20 protein-coding genes are annotated in these 17,728 nt (G+C 57.3%); 13 read left to right on the top strand and 7 right to left on the bottom strand.

What is annotated here, in order from left to right; genetic code table 11:
* Positions 1-6: 6 nt before the first annotated feature.
* The 6 genes from BUA85_RS09275 to BUA85_RS09255 are packed head-to-tail and all read left to right on the top strand — an operon-like array spanning position 7 to position 3,818.
* Positions 7-732: a 16S rRNA (uracil(1498)-N(3))-methyltransferase gene (locus BUA85_RS09275; RefSeq protein ID WP_072900664.1), complete on the top strand. Its 726-nt coding sequence runs from the start codon at positions 7-9 to the stop codon at positions 730-732.
* Positions 729-965, top strand: coding sequence for a hypothetical protein (locus BUA85_RS16520; RefSeq protein WP_131802783.1), 237 nt, complete (start codon positions 729-731; stop codon positions 963-965). Before BUA85_RS09275 ends, BUA85_RS16520 begins: the two co-directional genes overlap by 4 nt.
* Positions 966-1,565 carry a GNAT family N-acetyltransferase gene (locus BUA85_RS09270; protein WP_083526232.1) on the top strand — a complete coding sequence of 200 codons (600 nt, stop codon included), beginning with the start codon at positions 966-968 and terminating at the stop codon, positions 1,563-1,565.
* Positions 1,558-2,076 carry a hypothetical protein gene (locus BUA85_RS09265; protein WP_072900663.1) on the top strand — a complete coding sequence of 173 codons (519 nt, stop codon included), beginning with the start codon at positions 1,558-1,560 and terminating at the stop codon, positions 2,074-2,076. The genes BUA85_RS09270 and BUA85_RS09265 overlap by 8 nt, the downstream gene beginning before the upstream one ends.
* 54 nt (positions 2,077-2,130) lie before the next feature.
* On the top strand, positions 2,131-3,501 hold the full coding sequence (locus tag BUA85_RS09260) for a glutamate--cysteine ligase (RefSeq protein ID WP_072900662.1): 1,371 nt from the start codon (positions 2,131-2,133) through the stop codon (positions 3,499-3,501).
* Positions 3,502-3,533: 32 nt separating this feature from the next.
* Positions 3,534-3,818, top strand: coding sequence for a hypothetical protein (locus BUA85_RS09255; protein ID WP_072900661.1), 285 nt, complete (start codon positions 3,534-3,536; stop codon positions 3,816-3,818).
* 4 nt (positions 3,819-3,822) lie between these two features.
* On the opposite strand, the gene BUA85_RS09250 is transcribed toward BUA85_RS09255, so the two are convergent.
* From BUA85_RS09250 to BUA85_RS09230, 5 genes are read right to left on the bottom strand one after another with little or no spacing between them, the layout of a single operon-like run.
* On the bottom strand, positions 3,823-4,062 hold the full coding sequence (locus BUA85_RS09250; protein ID WP_242649034.1) for a hypothetical protein: 240 nt from the start codon (positions 4,060-4,062) through the stop codon (positions 3,823-3,825).
* A gap of 53 nt (positions 4,063-4,115) precedes the next feature.
* Positions 4,116-4,721, bottom strand: a complete 606-nt coding sequence (gene plsY, locus BUA85_RS09245) for a glycerol-3-phosphate 1-O-acyltransferase PlsY (RefSeq protein WP_072900660.1) — start codon at positions 4,719-4,721, stop codon at positions 4,116-4,118.
* Positions 4,708-5,991, bottom strand: a complete 1,284-nt coding sequence (gene pyrC / locus BUA85_RS09240) for a dihydroorotase (RefSeq protein WP_072900659.1) — start codon at positions 5,989-5,991, stop codon at positions 4,708-4,710. Before pyrC ends, plsY begins: the two co-directional genes overlap by 14 nt.
* A 37-nt stretch (positions 5,992-6,028) precedes the next feature.
* Positions 6,029-6,550 (bottom strand): hypothetical protein, encoded by a 522-nt coding sequence (locus BUA85_RS09235; RefSeq protein ID WP_072900658.1) that lies wholly within the window; start codon positions 6,548-6,550, stop codon positions 6,029-6,031.
* On the bottom strand, positions 6,547-7,500 hold the full coding sequence (locus BUA85_RS09230) for an aspartate carbamoyltransferase catalytic subunit (RefSeq protein ID WP_072900657.1): 954 nt from the start codon (positions 7,498-7,500) through the stop codon (positions 6,547-6,549). The genes BUA85_RS09235 and BUA85_RS09230 overlap by 4 nt, the downstream gene beginning before the upstream one ends.
* A gap of 101 nt (positions 7,501-7,601) precedes the next feature.
* Between BUA85_RS09230 and BUA85_RS09225 the strand changes: the two genes are divergently transcribed.
* The 4 genes from BUA85_RS09225 (at position 7,602) to BUA85_RS09210 (ending at position 13,863) form a co-directional block, all read left to right on the top strand.
* Positions 7,602-8,387, top strand: a complete 786-nt coding sequence (locus BUA85_RS09225) for a uracil-DNA glycosylase (protein ID WP_072900656.1) — start codon at positions 7,602-7,604, stop codon at positions 8,385-8,387.
* Positions 8,384-8,926: a molybdenum cofactor biosynthesis protein B gene (gene moaB / locus BUA85_RS09220; protein WP_072900655.1), complete on the top strand. Its 543-nt coding sequence runs from the start codon at positions 8,384-8,386 to the stop codon at positions 8,924-8,926. Before BUA85_RS09225 ends, moaB begins: the two co-directional genes overlap by 4 nt.
* Positions 8,927-9,021: 95 nt before the next feature.
* Positions 9,022-10,479, top strand: a complete 1,458-nt coding sequence (locus BUA85_RS09215) for an efflux RND transporter periplasmic adaptor subunit (protein ID WP_072900654.1) — start codon at positions 9,022-9,024, stop codon at positions 10,477-10,479.
* A 3-nt stretch (positions 10,480-10,482) separates the two neighbouring features.
* The gene (locus BUA85_RS09210) at positions 10,483-13,863 is read left to right on the top strand and encodes an efflux RND transporter permease subunit (RefSeq protein WP_072900653.1); all 3,381 of its coding nucleotides are present in this window, start codon (positions 10,483-10,485) and stop codon (positions 13,861-13,863) included.
* Positions 13,864-14,084: 221 nt separating this feature from the next.
* On the opposite strand, the gene BUA85_RS09205 is transcribed toward BUA85_RS09210, so the two are convergent.
* Positions 14,085-14,882: a protein-disulfide reductase DsbD domain-containing protein gene (locus BUA85_RS09205; RefSeq protein ID WP_072900652.1), complete on the bottom strand. Its 798-nt coding sequence runs from the start codon at positions 14,880-14,882 to the stop codon at positions 14,085-14,087.
* Positions 14,883-14,988: 106 nt separating this feature from the next.
* On the opposite strand from BUA85_RS09205, the gene BUA85_RS09200 reads away from it, so the two are divergent.
* The gene (locus tag BUA85_RS09200; RefSeq protein ID WP_072900651.1) at positions 14,989-15,558 is read left to right on the top strand and encodes a YqgE/AlgH family protein; all 570 of its coding nucleotides are present in this window, start codon (positions 14,989-14,991) and stop codon (positions 15,556-15,558) included.
* Between the two features lie 36 nt (positions 15,559-15,594).
* Here BUA85_RS09200 and BUA85_RS09195 read toward each other — a convergent pair whose 3' ends face one another.
* Positions 15,595-16,155 (bottom strand): TlpA disulfide reductase family protein, encoded by a 561-nt coding sequence (locus BUA85_RS09195; RefSeq protein WP_072900650.1) that lies wholly within the window; start codon positions 16,153-16,155, stop codon positions 15,595-15,597.
* Between the two features lie 12 nt (positions 16,156-16,167).
* Here BUA85_RS09195 and argH point away from each other — a divergent pair, with 12 nt between their 5' ends.
* Entirely contained in the window at positions 16,168-17,556 is a 1,389-nt protein-coding gene (gene argH, locus BUA85_RS09190) for an argininosuccinate lyase (protein WP_072900649.1), read from the top strand.
* The gene (locus BUA85_RS16800; RefSeq protein WP_165611603.1) at positions 17,553-17,726 is read left to right on the top strand and encodes a hypothetical protein; all 174 of its coding nucleotides are present in this window, start codon (positions 17,553-17,555) and stop codon (positions 17,724-17,726) included. The genes argH and BUA85_RS16800 overlap by 4 nt, the downstream gene beginning before the upstream one ends.
* The last annotated feature ends 2 nt before the right edge of the window (positions 17,727-17,728 follow it).

The raw sequence follows: 17,728 nt of genomic DNA, 5'->3' as shown, positions 1-17,728 counted from the left end.
CGGTCCATGGCATCAAAGGTTCGTCTTTATGTAGATCACCCATTGGGGGAAGGGCAAACGGTTCCGTTGGGTCGGGATCAAGCCAACTACCTCTTTGCGGTCATGCGCTTGCCGGTGGGTACAGTCTTGTCGTTGATCAATGGGCGCGACGGCGAATGGGATGCCGAAGTGGTTGAGGCCAACAAACGGGCAGGGGTGCTGCGGTGCCTTGCGCAAACCCGCCCACTCCAACTGCCGCCCGATGTTTGGCTCCTCTTCGCACCGATCAAGAAAGAGCGCACAGCCTTCATCGTCGAAAAGGCAACCGAACTGGGCGCTGCTAAAATCATCCCTGTTCAAACCGACTTCACCCAAAGCGCCAACCGCGCGCGACAAGACAAACTGCAAGCCCACGCGGTGGAAGCGACGGAGCAATGCGGCGGCACCTTCGTGCCAGAAGTTGAGCCGCTCCGAACGCTTGCCAATATGCTCGCCGATTGGCCATCCGACCGTCACCTCCTCTTCTGCGATGAAACACTGCTGGAGGACCCGCATGAAATGGCTGACCTACCGGACGGCCCGTGGGCCATCGTAATCGGCCCCGAAGGTGGGTTTTCCAACACCGAACGCGAAGCCCTACGTAACCACAGGCAAAGTCACCCGATCAGCCTCGGCCCCCGCATCTTGCGCGCCGACACCGCAGCCGTCGCGGCTCTAACGCTTTGGCAGCGTGAGAAGGGGGATTGGGCGTGAGGCTCGCCGAAAATAGAGACCTCGACCGCGTTAAAAACTTCCTTGAAGCGCACCTCACAACGTCAATGTTTCCGCTCTCCAATTTGGAGACATACGGCACCGAAGGTCACGATCTCTCTGTTCAATTCTGGCTGCATGAAGAAGCAGGCGAGATCACGGATATTCTCACAATCACCCAGGCTGGTATGGTCTTCCCGCAGATTCACACACTTCCAATGACGGAACTGACCTAAGTGGTAAGCGATCGAACCATCATTGGCGTTATAGGTGAAGCGAAACAGGTCGAAACGTTTCAAGCAGAATTCACGCCGACCGCGCCAACCAAACTTGACGCCGTCGAACCGCATTTTGGCCTTTCATTAGAGCAAATGCAGATGCCAGACACCCAAGACATGACACTACAACCGCTCGAAGACGCCGACCGCGATCTGATGATCGAATGGCGACGGCTTTACGAACTCGAAGCGTTGAATGAAACGCCTGAAAAAGCGTTGGAGATCGCAACCAAAGACGTCGAGCGCTATATCGAACGCGACAGCCACCGCGTCCTCTATCACAACGGCACACCCGTCTGCACTACAGGCTTTAACGCCACCTACAAAACTTGCGTCCAAATCGGCGGCGTCTTCACTCCGCCCGATCTGCGCAACAAAGGATACGCCCGCGCCGCCGTCGCCCTGCACCTCAAAGAAGCTCAAACCAAAGGCGCAGACATGGCCATCCTCTTCTCCGCTAGCGAAGCTGCCGCGCGTGCATATATGTCCATAGGGTTCCGCCAACTCGGCGAATTCACCTTGATGATTTTTGATGAACTGACGGTGATCCATGTCTGACTTCCTTCGTCCTGAAGCACGCGCAACCCTCTGGCGCTTTCGCGACGTGATCGGCGCAGCAATCATGATCATGATGGGGCTGTGGTGGTCGTCCACCTTCTACAGCCCTGTACGCTGGATCGGTTGGGCCATCATAGGCCTCGGCGCAGTCTGGGCTTTGGCAGCCTTTCAACGCCTCCGCTTTGCCCAAGATGGTGAGGGCCCTGGTGTCGTGAAAGTCGTCGAACGCCGGCTCGCCTATTTCGGCCCGCTCACCGGCGGCGTGATGGAGATGGACGACGCAGCGAAGTTAGAGCTTGAACCCCAAGCCTATCCCGCCGCGCATTGGGTGCTGACCTCCCTCACTGGCGACCGGCTCGAAATCCCCGTGAACGCTGAAGGCGCGGACGTTCTGTTTGACCTTTTCGCGAGCCTCCCCGGTATCGAAACCAGTAAAATGCTCGCCACCCTCAACGACACACCTGATCAGCGAGTTGTGATCTGGCAGCTCACCAAACCTCTCTTGCATTGATCTTCGGTTTCGGTCACGAAACAACTCTGACAAGCCAGAATATGGAGCCACAACATGTCTATTCCTCAGTCCGGCGGTGGCCCCATCGAACACCACGATCAACTGGCGCAATTGCTCTCCGATGGGTGCAAGCCAAAAGACCAATGGCGCATCGGGACGGAGCATGAAAAATTCGGCTATTGCCAGGACACCCACCAGCCGCTGCCTTATGAAGGCGAACGCTCTATTGTCGCCGTTCTGACGGGCTTGAAAGACCGTTTCGGCTGGGCTCCGATCGAAGAAGACGGCAAACTGATCGGCCTGAAAAAAGATGGCGCCAACGTGTCCTTGGAACCCGGCGGCGCACTTGAACTCAGCGGTGCCCCTTTGGAAACCATCCACCAAACCTGTGATGAGGTGAACACCCACCTTGCCGAGGTGAAAGAGGTCTCCGACGAAATTGGCGTGAAATTCATTGGCCTTGGGGCCGCCCCAGAGTGGACGCATGAGGAAATGCCCCTCATGCCCAAAGGCCGCTACAAGCTGATGAACAACTACATGGAAAAGGTCGGCACCATGGGCACCGCCATGATGCGCCGCACCTGCACCGTGCAAGTGAACCTCGATTTCGCATCCGAAGCCGACATGGTCCAAAAGCTCCGCGTGTCATTGGCCCTGCAACCCGTTGCGGCGGCTCTGTTCGCCAACTCGCCGTTCTTTGAAGGCAAAGTGAACGGTCACAAATCATGGCGCTCCCGCATTTGGCGCGATCTCGACGCAGATCGCACCGGCATGTTGCCCTTTGTGTTCGAGGACGGGTTCGGGTTTGAGGCGTGGGTGCAATACGTGCTCGATGTGCCGATGTATTTCGTCTACCGCGACGGCAAATATATCGACGCGCTGGGCATGTCCTTTCGCGATTTCCTCAAAGGCGAACTGCCCGCCATGCCGGGTGAAAAGCCGTTGCTCTCCGATTGGGCGGATCATCTCACAACGATGTTCCCAGAGGCGCGGATCAAACAATTCATCGAACAACGCGGCGCTGACGGCGGCCCATGGCGCAGGCTTTGCGCGCTGCCAGCGTTTTGGGTCGGTCTGCTCTATGACCAAGAGGCGCTCGATGCCGCTTGGGATCTTTGCAAGGGCTGGACGGCAGAACAACGCGAGGCTTTGCGTGTCGCGGCTTCCGTTGACGGTCTGCAAGCCAAGGTCGATGGCATCAACATGCACGATCTCGCGCGCGAAGTGGTTCGCATCTCCGAACTCGGCCTCAAGAACCGCGCCATGCCGGGGGCAGGAGGTTTGGTGCCGGATGAGACGCATTTCCTCAATGCGCTGAAAGAGTCCATCGAAACTGGAATGACGCCCGCGGACGAGTTGTTGTCCAAATATCACGGCGAATGGGGCGGCGATCTGAGCCGGATTTACAGCGAATACAGTTACTGACCAAATTCTCTCAGCCTAGGGAGGATTTTAGGATGAGAGATTTTTTCATAAACGCATTGGAGAGAGTAATCGGTGTTCTGGTCGTGCTGATGTCAATTGGTGTCGTTATCGCCGCAGGTGGAGCGATGATTGGCGGTGTCACAACCGTTGATGGTACCGTCGTAGGTGGCGGGATTGTTCCCGGACTTCTGGTGCTGCTTTTTGGGTCACTCTATGTGATCTTGATGGCTGGATTTATGTATCTGGGCCTCGGCATTTACCAGAATACGCGCCGTATGGCCGAAAAGATGGATCGCATGGCTCAAAAAGGCATTTAGTCGCTCAAACGCTTTGAAGGCGGACGGAGGCTGGATCAATTCCCAGCACAAACTCCGTCACCTTCGCACTCGACATCTCACAGGGAAAGAGCTCTGTCTGAGCCTTTAACCGATAGATATTGAAGCTAATATAGTCGCTGCCATCGAGCGCCTCAGCGACCAGTTTCCCCCCACGCCCGCCAACGATCGAAGATTTGCTGACGATATAAACGCGACCAAGCGAATGCGCCCGAAACGTCCTCACGGGAAGGCTCTCGAACTTCTCCAGAAATGCAGCGTCAGCAACGGCCAAACTGCTTATTTCGCCCCAATCTTCGTTTCTTCACCGCGCTTGAGCCGCTGAATATTCTGCCAATGCCGAACGTAGATCAAACCGCCCAGAGTAACGCCGAGATAGAAGGCATATCCCTCTTGCACATACAACATCACAAGCGGCGTCCACCCCGCTGTCAACAGCGCGGCCAGCGACGAATACCGCGAAATCGCAGCCGTCGTCAGCCAGATCGCACAGGCCACAAGTCCAGAGATCGGTGCAATCACGAGGATGATCCCGAAGTACGTGGCAACCCCCTTACCACCCTTGAAGCCCAGCCAAACCGGAAAGCAATGGCCAATGAACGCTGCCAAAGCCGCAACCTGTGCCGCATCATCGCCCGCAAAAAACCGCGCGAGCAGGATCGCCACAATGGCCTTTCCGGCATCAAAAAGCAGCGTCAGCGCGGCGGCTTTCTTGCTGCCCGTCCGCAGCACATTGGTCGCCCCGATATTCCCTGAACCAATCTCGCGCAGGTTTCCCAAACCCATGACACGGGCCAAAATGATCCCGCTGGGGATCGAGCCGAGCAAATACCCGATGACAGCCCAAAGGGCCAAAACCAGTGGCGTCGATTCAATGAATGGCATCAGTCACATTCCGTCCAGCAACCCAAGTGCTGATCACCTTGCCCTGCATCCGCGCCCCATCAAAGGGTGTATTTTTGGATTTTGACTTGAGCGTCGTGCGATTCAACACAAACGGCGCGTCCGGATCAAAGACGATCAGATCAGCGGGCGCTCCCGGCAACAGGCGACCGGCATCCAACCCAAGCCGCCGCGCTGGGTTTAAAGACAGCGCACGGAACAACCGAGGCAGATCAATCTGATCACTGTGATAAAGCCGCAAAGCCGCCGGCAACAAGGTCTCCAAGCCCACGGCCCCGCTCGCCGCCTCTTCATAGGGCAATCGCTTGCTTTCTTCGTCCTGCGGCGTGTGCATCGAACAAATGATGTCGATCAATCCGTCTGCAACCGCCTGAATAACCGCCTGCCGGTCATCCTCTGACCGAAGCGGCGGCTTGAGCTTAAAGAACGTCCGATAATCGGCCACATCAAATTCATTCAACGTCAAATGATGCACACCAATACCGGCCGTAATATCCAACCCATTGCGCTTTGCCCGCTCCAAAGCTGGCAGCGCCCGCGCCGTGGTGATTTGATCGACGTGATACTTGGCGCCCGTCATCTCCAACAAGCTGATGTCGCGATCCAAGCCCATCCGCTCCGCCATCGCAGACACCGATGGTAACCCGCGCAACGATGCAAACTTGCCAGAGGTCACAGCCGCCCCGTTTGACAAAACAGGCTCTTGCACATGGCCAATGACCAACGCGCCCAATGACTTCGCATAAGTCAACGCGCGGCTATAAACCTTGGTATCGGTCACCACACGGTCGCAGTCGGTAAAGGCCGCAGCGCCCGCGTCTTGCAGAAACCCGATCTCGGTCATTTCCCGCCCGTCGCGGCCTTTGGTCAAAGCCGCCATCGGCAGAACATGAACTGCCGCGTCTTCATTGGCACGGCTTGCCACAAACTCCAACGTCTCCGGCGTATCAATCGCGGGCAGCGTATCGGGCCGCGTCACAATCGTCGTGACCCCACCAGCAACAGCCGCCATGCCCGCTGAGCGAAAGCTCTCTTTGTGCCGTTCGCCTGGTTCGCTAACCTTCACACCAATATCGATGATCCCGGGGGCGAGGCACTTGCCTTTGCAATCGAAAACCTCGGCGTCGGTCGTATCTGGAGTGCCTTCCAAAACCTCAACGATTTGGCCGTCCTCGAAGACCAAGCACCCAGGCTGGTCCGTAAGCGCAACAGGGTCGATGATCCGCGCATTTGTGAAAACGGTGCAAGTCATTCCTGCCAACCTCGATCAATTGCGTTGTAGACCTTCATCATCCGCCCACCCAAACCATCAGCGCCACCAGCGCGAACATCACCAAAAGCGCGACCATCGCCACGATACCGCCGATCCGCGCATCGGATTTGGGAGCCTTTCCAAAGCCGTCAGTCACAACCCCCTGCGCCGCCTCGCTTTCAAGGCTAGCTGCGACTGTCATCCGCGCCCCACGGCCCAAGGTTGTGACGTGCCGCACACCCTCGGCGGGGACCAAAGTGATCTCCGCCCCCTCATGCGCTCGTGACATGATCAAAACCACAACCCCTTCAAGAGCCGTCAGGGCAGCCACATCCGCATCGTCCGGCTCAACATTATAACCTTCGGATAAATAGTCGAGCAGCGACATCTCTTCCAAAACATCGAGATCGATCACGTCGACAAAATCGGTATTCAAAGGCGCACTGCCAAACGTGGCGACCAACGCCTCGATCTTAATCTCCAACAGGCCATCAGCAGGGGAGGCAACGGAAAACACTCTGATCTTGCCGTGATCCGTATCGGGGATGGTCTGCGTCATACCATCACACCTGTCTCTACCCTAGACTCGCGCAAGTTTCGCGCCAGCAAGTCCATCGCAGCCATGCGCACGGCGACACCCATTTCGACCTGCGTTTGGATTACAGACCGGTTGATATCATCGGCGATCGTCCCGTCGATCTCCACGCCGCGGTTCATTGGACCGGGGTGCATCACAATCGCGTCGTCCTTGGCATGGCTCAGCTTCGTCGCATCCAATCCGTAGCGGTGGAAATATTCGCGCTCCGACGGAATGAACCCGCCGTCCATCCGTTCCCGCTGGAGGCGCAGCATCATCACCACATCGACGTCTTTCAGGCCCTCTTCCATCGAGTCAAAGACTTCGACGCCCAATTCTCCAATCTGACTTGGCATCAAAGTCGGCGGACCAATCAGACGCACGCGGTTTTCCATCTTACCCATGAGGATGATATTCGACCGCGCCACGCGGCTGTGCGCAATATCCCCGCAGATCGCCACGCTCAACCGATGGAGCCGCCCCTTGCGGCGACGAATTGTCAAAGCATCCAAAAGCGCCTGCGTCGGATGCTCATGCTTACCATCGCCAGCGTTCAAAACAGCCGCGTTAACCTTTTGCGACAGCAGGTCCACCGCGCCCGAATGCGGATGGCGCACCACCAGCAAATCCGGATGCATTGCGTTCAGCGTCAGTGCTGTATCAATCAGCGTCTCGCCCTTTTTGATCGAACTGGCCTGCATCGCCATGTTCATCACATCGGCACCCAGTCGTTTGCCTGCCAGCTCAAAGCTCGCTAGCGTGCGGGTGGAGTTCTCAAAAAACATGTTGATCTGCGTCATCCCCGCCAGAACATTGCGATGCGCAATATCCGTAGGTCGATCCGCATATTGATCGGCCAAATCAAGGAGAGTGGAAATGTCGGAAGGGTTGAGATGCTCAATGCCGAGAAGATGCTTGGCGCCGAAACTCATATCTCACCTCTGTTTTGCTGACGGGCCTTATAGGCAGGCAATCTTGAGCGGGCAAGCGTTTCGGGCTGCACATCGAAACGAATCTGCCTATCTTGCCGCTCATGGAATCGGGCAACACCTATTGGAATGATCGCGCGCTGCTAGAATGGCAGATCGAACTTGGTGCGGATGAGGCGATTGGGGACGCACCAATCAACCGCTACGATCTCGATCCCGCACCAGCGCCAAAGGCCGAAAAGCCAGCCTCAGCCCCGACACCCCCTTCACAACCTACCATCGCAGACCCCGTGGCCGAAGCCAATGCAACCGCCAAAGATGCCGCCACCCTCGAAGATCTCGCCACCGCCATGGCCGCCTTCGACCACTGCGATCTCAAGCGCGGGGCGCGGAACTTCGTGTTCAGTGACAGTCGCCCAGACGCCCGTGTGATGATCATCGGCGAAGCTCCAGGGCGTCAGGAAGACCAAGTTGGCAAACCTTTTGTCGGGCAGGCAGGGCAACTCCTCGACAAAATGCTCGCCGCCATCGATCTCGACCGCCGCTCAGATCAACCTGAAAGAGCCGTCTACATCACCAACGTCTTGCCCTGGCGCCTGCCGCAAAACCGCACGCCGGATGCAACAGAAATCGCGATGCTTCTGCCCTTTCTCGAACGTCATATCGCGCTCGCAAACCCAGATGTTCTGATCCTGATGGGCAATACCCCGTGCCAAGCCCTTCTTGGCCGCGCAGGCATCACCCGTATCCGTGGGGCATGGACCGAAGTCCTCGGCCGCCCAACTTTGCCAATGTTCCATCCGGCCTACCTTTTACGCCAAACAGCCGCCAAACGTGAAGCATGGGCTGATCTCCTCAGCCTCAAAGCGAAACTGAAAGACCTGACATGAGCCGCATCGACGATACTCGCGACTTCATCCCTGTCCGCATCGCGATCCTCACCGTCAGCGATACGCGCAGCGCGGCGGATGACCGCTCCGGCAACACACTCGCCGACCTGATCGAAACCGCGGGCCACAGTATCGCCGCCCGCACCATCCTGCCTGACGAACGCGCCCAAATCGCCGATCAACTTCGCGCATGGTGCGCAAACGATGCTATCGATGTGGTAATCTCAACCGGCGGTACGGGTCTCACTGGGCGCGATGTCACCGTCGAAGCGCACCGCGACGTCTACGAAAAAGAGATTGACGCCTTCGGCACCGTCTTCACCCACGTCAGTATGGCCAAAATCGGCACCTCTGCCGTGCAATCCCGCGCCACCGGCGGCGTCGCCAACGGCACCTACCTCTTTGCGCTCCCCGGCAGCCCGGGTGCCTGCAAAGACGCTTGGGATGAAATTTTAGTCAAACAGCTCGATTACAGGCACCGCCCCTGCAATTTCGTCGAAATCATGCCCCGCCTCGACGAACATCTGCGACGGAAATAGGCCTTTAATCCGTTTAAGCCTTAAGCTCGTATCAAAACTGGACGCCGTGCGCGCGGGGTCTAACTGTTACGTCAGGCACATAAATTGGTGGACCCATGAAATTCTTGCGCAGAACCCTCGTCGGCATCTTTCTTCTTGGCATTACGCTGGCCTTGCTCGCAATGGCCGGAAATACAGTGCGCGGCGCTGTCCAAGCGCGCATGAACGAAGAGCCGCGATCCTTCCCTCAGCGGGAGCGCGTGTTCGCCGTTAATGTTGTCACGCTTGAACCGCAAACCATCTCCCCTGAGGTGACCGTCTTTGGGGAAATTGAAAGCGGTCGCACGGTAGAAGTGCGCTCGGCGGTAGGTGGCACAATCCTCGAAACCGCGCCTGAGCTTGTCGAAGGAGGTGTGGTCTCCGCAGACCAACTCCTTGTGAAAATCGACCCCGCCACCGCGATGACCCAACTCGATCGGCTTGAGGTTGATCTGCAAGACGCTCAGGCCGAACTGCGCGACGCCGAACGCTCGCTCACCTTAGCTCAAGATGAACTTGCCGCCGCCCAACAACAGGGCGAGCTACGCGGTCAAGCGCTGTTGCGCGCGCAAGACCTGCTGGATCGTGGCGTTGGCACAGCCGCCGCTGTTGAATCCGCCGAACTCGCCGTCGCTGCCGCCGAAGCGACCGTCTTGTCCCGCCGCCAATCGCTCGCCTCCGCCGAGGCGCGCAAAGACCTCGCCAACACGCGCTTGTCCCGAACCCAGATCAGCCTTGCCGAAGCGCAGCGTGACTTGGACGAAACCGAAATCTACGCGCTCTTTGACGGCGTCCTCGCAGATGTATCCGCTGCAAACGGTGGTCGTTTGTCGCCAAACGAACGGTTCGCGACACTTCTTGACCCCTCCGAGCTGGAAGTCGCGTTCCGCGTCTCCACCTCGCAATACGCGCAATTGCTGAATGACGAAGGCCGCTTGATCGACGCGCTAATTGAGGTTGAACTCGATGTGTCAGGCCTGAACCAAACCGCCAGCGGAACGATCATTCGCGAAAGCGCCGCCGTGGCGGATGGCCAAACAGGTCGCCTGCTGTTCGCAAAACTGGATGACACCACCGGTCTGCGCCCGGGCGATTTCGTGACCGTCAAAATCAACCGCCCCGAACTAAACGGCGTGGCACTTGTGCCAAGTTCTGCCGTAGGGACAGACAACACCGTGTTGGTCGTGAACGAGGAAAACCGGCTAGAGCTTGCCGAAACCCGCGTTCTACATCGCCAGGGCGACGATGTGCTGATCCCTGTCGGCGCATTAGCGGGCCGCGATATCGTGGCCGAACGCTCTCCGCTTGTCGGCGCTGGCATCGGTGTGCGCCCAATCCGTCCGGGTCAGGGCATCGAAGAACCTGAACCACCACAAATGGTGGCCTTGGACGCCGAACGCCGCGCTAAATTGCTCGCCTTTGTTGAAAACAGCCGGATGCCCGATCCTGTGAAAACGCGTTTGGTCGCTCAGTTGGAACAAGACGAAGTGCCATCCGACGTCGTCGAACGCATTGAAGGCCGGATGGGGAGCTAACCTATGGCACGCACCTTCAGAACCGACGGCATATTCTCGTATTTCACGCGACATAAAACCATCGCGAACCTGTTCCTGATCTTGATGCTCGGCGCAGGCATTATTGCCTTCCCAAACATGCGGGCACAATTCTTTCCAGATGTCGTTGTCGATGATGTTGATATCTCGGTCATTTGGGATGGGGCAGGTGCCGAAGATGTCGATGCCGCGATCGTCCAAGTTCTGGAACCTGTTCTTTTATCAGTCGAAGGTGTGACTGAAAGCCGGTCTAACTCTTTCGAAGGCCGTGCGAACATAACGCTCGAATTCCGACCTGGAACGGACATCGAGAAAGCCCGCGAAGATGTGCAATTCGCCCTAGACAACACGCGAAACCTGCCTAGCGGCGCGGAAGACCCAGAAATCCGCAGCGGCGGTTGGAGCGACCGCGTCACAGATGTCGTCATCACCGGCCCAGTCGGCATTGAGCAATTGGGCCGTTTTGCAGATGAGCTTGTCACACGGCTTTTCGCCGAAGGTGTCACACAAACAGTGATCAGAGGTGTCGCTGCCCCCTCCACAGTTGTCGAAGTTCCCTCAACCTCGCTGATCAAATATGACATCGGCCTCGCCGAAATCGCATCGCGCATCGCGGCGGAGGTAAATGCCGACCCAGCGGGAGACGTTTCAGGCAACACCCGTGTTCGAACCGGTGTCGCGAAACGGTCGGCTGACGACATTGAATCCATTGTTTTGCGTTCAAACCCTGACGGCTCAAAACTTCTGATTGGCGACGTGGCTCGCGTTGTTACCGAAGGCGTCGACCGAGACAGAGCTTACTACGTGGGTGAAAATCCGGCTGTGCAAATGCGCGTCAACCGCGATGCGGCAGGCGATGCGATTCGTCTTCAGGCCACTGTGGAAGAGGTCGCGCAAGAACTTCAAGCAACGCTTCCCGCAGGCACCAAGGTCGAGCTTGTCAATACGCTGGCCGACGCGATCAGTGGTCGTCTTAACATTTTGCTCGATAACGGCCTGATGGGCCTTGGGCTGGTGATGATGCTGCTCTTCTTATTCCTCAACGCACGTACGGCGTTCTGGGTGGCCGCCGGTATCCCCGCCGCGATGTTCGCAGCCATCGGGATGATGTATCTGGCCGGTGTAACGATCAACATGATCTCGCTCTTCGCCCTGATCATTACCCTCGGCATCGTTGTTGATGACGCCATCGTCGTCGGCGAGCACGCAGATTTCCGCGTGCGACAATTGGGCGAAGACCCCGTCGTCGCCGCCGAACGTGCAGCCCAACGCATGTTCAGCCCCGTCTTCTCGGCGACGCTCACCACGATTATCGCTTTCTTTGGTCTTGTCGCGATTGGCGGTCGGTTCGGTTCCCTCATCGCCGATATCCCCTTCACGGTGATCATCGTCCTGATCGCCTCTCTGATGGAATGCTTCCTGATCTTGCCGCACCACCTCGCCAAGTCGATGGTACATAGCAAGAAAGACCATTGGTACGATTGGCCGTCTCGCACCTTCAACCGCGGCTTTGACTGGTTCCGCCGCACGGTCTTCCGCCCCTTCATGGCCGGTGTGATCTGGGCCCGTTATCCGGTCGTCGCCGGTGTGATCCTGATCCTCGCCAGCCAAATCGCCGTCTTTGTGCGCGGCGATGTTCAGTGGCGTTTCTTCAACGCACCTGAGCAGGGCCAAGTCACTGGCAACTTCGCCATGCTGCCCACAGCGACCCGCGAAGACAGCCTTGAAATGATGCGCGAAATGCAACGCGCGACTGAAGAACTCGGCGCGCAATACGAAGAACGCTATGGAACCAACCCTCTGGAGTTTGTCGTAGCCGAGGTTGGCGGCAACGCAGGGCGTGCAATCGCAGGCTCCGAACAGAAAGATACGGATCAGCTGGGTTCAATCTCGATCTCATTGATCGACGCCGACAGCCGCCCCTATTCCAGTTTTGCGTTCGTCGCCGAACTGCAAGAAAGCGTGCGCCAGCACCCGCTGACAGAAACCGTCAGCTTCCGCAGTTGGGGCCGCGGCCCGGGCGGCGATAGCCTTGCGATCCAGCTCTTTGGGGCCAGCACCGACACGCTGAAAGCCGCGGCAGAAGAGTTGAAACAAGAACTCGCTCCCTTTGGTGAAATCAGCGGCCTTGAAGACAGTCTTTCCTATGACAAAGAGGAACTGTTGCTCGAACTGACACCGCAGGGTCAGGCGCTGGGTCTCGATATCGACGGTCTAGGCAACGTCCTTCGCGCCCGTCTCGGCGGGATTGAGGCGGCGACTTACCCAGATGGACCGCGCAGTGCCGCGATCCGTGTGGAATTGCCTGACGATGAACTCTCCGCAGACTTCCTCGACCGGATGCTGATCCGCACAAGCTCCGGTGCCTATGTCCCGCTTGGCGATGTCGTGACCGTGCAAAGCCGAATTGGGTTCTCCACCGTGCAACGCGAAAACGGCATCGCCCTGGTCTCCGTCACAGGCGACCTTGATGATGAAGACGCCGATCGCGCCGTAGAAATCCAACGGATCATCAACGAAACGATTTTGCCCGAACTTGAAACCAGCTACGGCATTGAATCCCAACTGGGTGGCCAAAGCGAACAGGAACGCCAATTCCTCGCCGACGCACGCACCGGCTTAGTCCTTGTCCTTGCCGGTATCTTCCTGTCACTCGCATGGATTTTCGGGAGCTGGACGCGGCCCTTGGTTGTCATGGCGATCATTCCCTTTGGGCTGGTCGGGACAATCTATGGCCACAACGTATGGAACATCCCGATGAGTCTCTTCACTGTCGTTGGCCTGATCGGAATGGTGGGGATCGTGATCAACGATTCCATCGTGCTTGTTACGACAATTGACGAATACGCCGAAGAACGCGGGCTCTTCCCAGCCATCATCGATGGCGCGTCTGATCGCCTCAGACCGGTGCTTCTGACAACGCTCACCACAGTCCTCGGCCTCATGCCACTGCTCTACGAAGGCTCCAACCAGGCTGAATTCCTCAAACCAACTGTCGTGACGCTCGTTTACGGCCTCGGCTTTGGCATGGTGCTGGTTCTCTTCGTTGTCCCATCGCTCATGGCGTTGCAATTCGACGTTTCACGCCAGTTCCGCACCGTCCGTCGCGCGATGCGCGGGCGCAGACTAGCAATGACGCTACCCGCTACGTTAGGTTTACTCGCTGTTGTTGGCTTGTTCGCAGCAATCGTAGGGCCGATCTTGGTAACAGGCGCGCCGCTTCCCGCGCTCGCAGCGGCCTTACCAATGCTCTACGGCGGCATTTGGCCTGCCTTCGCGGTCTACATCGCAGCTGTCGCTGTCATTCTGATTGCCATCTATGTGATCAGCAGCCTCGGCTTTGCAATCGCCCGGCGGCGAGCGTGATGCGTTAAGTTTTGCCACCGGATCGCCCGCGATCCGGTTCGCGCCCGGCCCCGCCCCCCAGGGCGGGCGCGAAACAGGGAGGTCTGCAAAAAGCTGGGACCTCAGCGCTTTGCTGTGCATTCCGTGCAAAATCGAAGCCGCCCTCGGGTTCGGGCGCGAACCTCGTGTTTAGCGACGTATTCAACGTTTGGTATTCTTTTGCCGAGGGACCAGCCGCGGCTCTAACCGCCGGTGCACCCCTGAACGTCAATCGCGCGGCCGTTGCCGAGGATCGTGATCCGAACCCCCGACCGATCAAGGGCAAAGCCGCCCGTGCCCATAGGAACGAGATCAGATACAGCCGTGATCTGACCGCCAGAAATACTGACATCCGGCTCAGACACCCAGACAGAAGGATCAGCGGTCTCAATCACCACTTCCTCATTCCCCCGCAAACCGGGCATCGAAACTTGAGTAGTGATCTCAAAGCCGTTATTCGTTGGCACCAAACGGCACGTTGCCGCAGTCACACCGGCCTCTTGCGCCGTTTCGGGCCGATCCACCAAGGCCGCAACAATCGACCCGTCGCGCTGACCTTGTGGTGGCAAAATGGCCGTGACGTCAAATGTCATCGGCACACAAATCTCTTCGCAAACGCCAATCGTCACTTGCCCTGAAACAGAAATGTCATCCGAGCGGTCGTCAGGGGAGATGACCATCGGAATAACCACACCGTCCGTATAGCCAACGGAACGTAAACCACTTTGGTAGAAGACTTCTGGGGTCGGCCAACGAAACTCGGCGCCGTCTAGGTTCTCTGACCCAGTCAAGTTGAACTGCATGGGAATGCCGCCGTCACCCGGAGCACGCCAATAGGTTTTCCAACCGGGGGCTAGGGTGATCCGCAGACCGGCCATATGGCTCCCGTCCGCCGTCCGCCAACCCGGCAACACCTCTAGATCCGCGATCTCGTCCATATTTTGAGAGATCGCAGTTGTTGCCAGACAAGAGACGAGAATCGTGAGCGCAAGTTTTTTCATCAGCTTTTAGTTAAACAGAATGGATGTAATAGAAAGTCACGTTACAGCGATATGACGCAGCCGTGTTCCCCTTGCACATCTTGTGAAGCAGGCACATCTTGGAGCCATGGTAGAGATCAATTCAGACCTATCCGGCAAGCTTCTCATAGCGATGCCCGACATGACCGATCCACGGTTCTCGCAAAGCGTGGTCTATATGTGTGCGCATTCGGATGAAGGTGCGATGGGGCTAATCGTGAACAAGCCTCAACCAAAGGTCCGATTTGGGAACTTGTTAGAACAACTCAATATCACCAAAACCGAAGGGGTCCGCGATATTCGGGTGCATTTTGGCGGACCGGTTGAGATGTCGCGTGGCTTTGTCCTGCACACAACGGACTATCGGTCCGACGAAGGTACAATGGAAGTGGACGACGGCATCGGCATGACTGCGACCTTGGACGTGCTGGAAGACATCGCAAAAGGCGAAGGGCCGGTGACATCGATGCTCGCTCTTGGCTACGCGGGCTGGGCCCCAGGGCAGTTGGAAGGTGAAATCGCTGAAAATGGCTGGCTTGTCTGCGACGCCCGCAACGACATCCTGTTCGGACGCGCGAATGAGCATAAATGGCAAGCCGCTTTGAAGGTCTTAGGGATCGATCCACTCCTGCTTTCCGCAAGCGGAGGTCGCGCATAACCCATTGGTTTCGCAGCGAAACTCATTACTCATGCGTTAAGAATTTGCTGATGTGAGAGCGGCTAAGATGTCTTTCGCGCTTTGACTGTTCCATTCAGCATCGCCTTGCAAACGCGCCACTTCGTTGCCTTCAGGATCAAGGATCATCGTCACGGGCAAGCCCAGAACTCCAAGGCTCCGCGCAAGGTTCTGCCGTTCATCACTGTGCAAAGGAAGGTTGTCGACGCCGATCTCGTCAAAGAACGCTTCCATAGCTGGCCTTGGGTTGCGGCCTGTCGCGATCGTCACAACAGCAAAGTCATCCCCGCCCAGTTCTTCCTGAAGCTCTGATAGCCCAGGCATCTCCTTGCGGCACGGCGCGCACCACGTGGCCCAGAAGTTCAAGACGATATGCTTCCCTTCATAATCTGCGAGCGTCATTTCGGATCCGTCCTCATGCAGGAACGGCACGTCGGACCCTTCCAAAGGGTCGCTGTGAAAAGTCAGCTTGCGCATATCGCCTTCGCGCATCGCCTCTAGGTCGGCGGTATTGGCAACAGCGCTGTTTGCAAGCACGCCAAGGCTTAGGTAAAGCAGAGCTGACTTCAAATATCCCATAGGGTTTCCTTTATGACCAAGACCGCAAACACGATGTGGGGCGGGCGGTTCGCCGCCGGACCAGATGCCATCATGGAGGCGATTAACGCCTCGATTGGCTTTGATCAACGACTGGCCGCTCAGGACATCGCAGGTTCACGCGCTCATGCCGCCATGTTGGCTGCACAAGGCATCATTACGGATAAAGATGCCGAGGCCATTCGTGAAGGTCTCCTCACGGTCTTGTCAGAGATTGAAACCGGGGAATTTCCATTCTCGACCGCCTTGGAAGACATCCACATGAATGTTGAGGCGCGTTTGAAAGAGATTGTCGGCGAACCCGCAGGCCGCTTACACACAGCGCGCAGCCGGAACGACCAGGTCGCCGTCGACTTCCGGCTCTGGGTGCGGGATCAATGTGATGCGGTGGATACGGCGCTGAAAGCGTTGATCGAAGCTCTGATCGGTCAGGCGGAGCAAGGTGCCGATTGGGTCATGCCTGGTTTCACGCATTTGCAAACGGCGCAGCCGGTGACGTGGGGCCATCACATGATGGCCTATGTCGAAATGTTCGCTCGCGATCGGTCACGTTTTGCAGATGCGCGGCGGCGGATGAATCTGTCGCCTTTGGGTGCGGCGGCCTTGGCCGGAACGTCCTTCCTGATTGATCGTCATGCAACTGCCGAAGCTTTGGGTTTCGATGGCCCGATGCCGAATTCTTTGGATGCGGTGTCTGACCGCGATTTCGCATTGGAGTTTCTAGCGGCTTCAAGCATCTGCGCGATGCATATGAGCCGTCTGGCTGAGGAGCTGGTGATCTGGTCTTCTGCGCAATTTCGGTTTGTGAAGATGTCAGACAGATGGTCCACCGGATCGTCGATCATGCCGCAGAAACGGAACCCTGATGCTGCCGAACTGATCCGCGCCAAGATCGGACGGATCTTTGGGGCCAATGTCGCCTTGATGACCGTCATGAAAGGCTTGCCGCTAACCTATTCCAAGGACATGCAGGAAGACAAAGAACAGGTCTTTGATGCAGCCGATAACTTGATGCTAGCCTTTGCAGCGCTAACCGGCATGGTCGGCGATATGTCGGCCCAGCCGGAGAACTTGAAAATCGCAGCTGCAAGCGGATTTTCGACGGCTACCGATTTAGCAGACTGGCTCGTGCGCGAACTCGGGCTACCTTTCCGCGATGCGCATCACGTGACGGGGTCGCTTGTGGCCTTGGCAGAAGGAAAGGGTGTCGATCTGCCTGATCTGAGCTTGGACGATATCCAATCGGTTCATGCAGAGATCACAGAAGCCGTGTTTGAAGTGCTCGGTGTTGAAAACTCCGTTGCCTCTCGGACCAGTTTCGGCGGAACCGCCCCATCTGAAGTGCGCAAGCAAATCGCGGCTTGGAAGGAGCATTTGGGATGAAATCATTTATGGCACTTGGACTGATAGCGACGCTTGCATCGTGCGGGGCGCAAAGCGATCCAATCCGTCCGACAGCAGATGTTGGCGTTAGCATTGGTACGAATGGGGTCTCGACAAGCGCGAATGTCGGCGCGACGAACGGGCCGGTAACCGTGTCGGTAGGCTTCTAAAG

Origin of the sequence: Cognatiyoonia sediminum (assembly GCF_900129845.1) — a bacterium.
GTDB classification, from domain to species: domain Bacteria; phylum Pseudomonadota; class Alphaproteobacteria; order Rhodobacterales; family Rhodobacteraceae; genus Cognatiyoonia; species Cognatiyoonia sediminum.
This window is presented reverse-complemented; position numbering and strand designations above follow the sequence as displayed.

What these genes read in the sequence shown, in the direction of transcription:
- BUA85_RS09275 (WP_072900664.1), top strand. Translation starts at nt 7, where the DNA reads ATGGCATCAAAGGTTCGTCTTTATGTAGATCACCCATTGGGGGAAGGG.
- pyrC (WP_072900659.1), bottom strand. Translation starts at nt 5,991, where the DNA reads ATGACTTGCACCGTTTTCACAAATGCGCGGATCATCGACCCTGTTGCG.
- BUA85_RS09195 (WP_072900650.1), bottom strand. Translation starts at nt 16,155, where the DNA reads ATGGGATATTTGAAGTCAGCTCTGCTTTACCTAAGCCTTGGCGTGCTT.
- BUA85_RS09215 (WP_072900654.1), top strand. Translation starts at nt 9,022, where the DNA reads ATGAAATTCTTGCGCAGAACCCTCGTCGGCATCTTTCTTCTTGGCATT.
- BUA85_RS09230 (WP_072900657.1), bottom strand. Translation starts at nt 7,500, where the DNA reads ATGAGTTTCGGCGCCAAGCATCTTCTCGGCATTGAGCATCTCAACCCT.
- BUA85_RS09255 (WP_072900661.1), top strand. Translation starts at nt 3,534, where the DNA reads ATGAGAGATTTTTTCATAAACGCATTGGAGAGAGTAATCGGTGTTCTG.
- BUA85_RS09265 (WP_072900663.1), top strand. Translation starts at nt 1,558, where the DNA reads ATGTCTGACTTCCTTCGTCCTGAAGCACGCGCAACCCTCTGGCGCTTT.
- plsY (WP_072900660.1), bottom strand. Translation starts at nt 4,721, where the DNA reads ATGCCATTCATTGAATCGACGCCACTGGTTTTGGCCCTTTGGGCTGTC.
- BUA85_RS09200 (WP_072900651.1), top strand. Translation starts at nt 14,989, where the DNA reads ATGGTAGAGATCAATTCAGACCTATCCGGCAAGCTTCTCATAGCGATG.
- BUA85_RS09205 (WP_072900652.1), bottom strand. Translation starts at nt 14,882, where the DNA reads ATGAAAAAACTTGCGCTCACGATTCTCGTCTCTTGTCTGGCAACAACT.
- moaB (WP_072900655.1), top strand. Translation starts at nt 8,384, where the DNA reads ATGAGCCGCATCGACGATACTCGCGACTTCATCCCTGTCCGCATCGCG.
- BUA85_RS09235 (WP_072900658.1), bottom strand. Translation starts at nt 6,550, where the DNA reads ATGACGCAGACCATCCCCGATACGGATCACGGCAAGATCAGAGTGTTT.
- argH (WP_072900649.1), top strand. Translation starts at nt 16,168, where the DNA reads ATGACCAAGACCGCAAACACGATGTGGGGCGGGCGGTTCGCCGCCGGA.
- BUA85_RS09225 (WP_072900656.1), top strand. Translation starts at nt 7,602, where the DNA reads ATGGAATCGGGCAACACCTATTGGAATGATCGCGCGCTGCTAGAATGG.
- BUA85_RS16800 (WP_165611603.1), top strand. Translation starts at nt 17,553, where the DNA reads ATGAAATCATTTATGGCACTTGGACTGATAGCGACGCTTGCATCGTGC.
- BUA85_RS09260 (WP_072900662.1), top strand. Translation starts at nt 2,131, where the DNA reads ATGTCTATTCCTCAGTCCGGCGGTGGCCCCATCGAACACCACGATCAA.
- BUA85_RS09210 (WP_072900653.1), top strand. Translation starts at nt 10,483, where the DNA reads ATGGCACGCACCTTCAGAACCGACGGCATATTCTCGTATTTCACGCGA.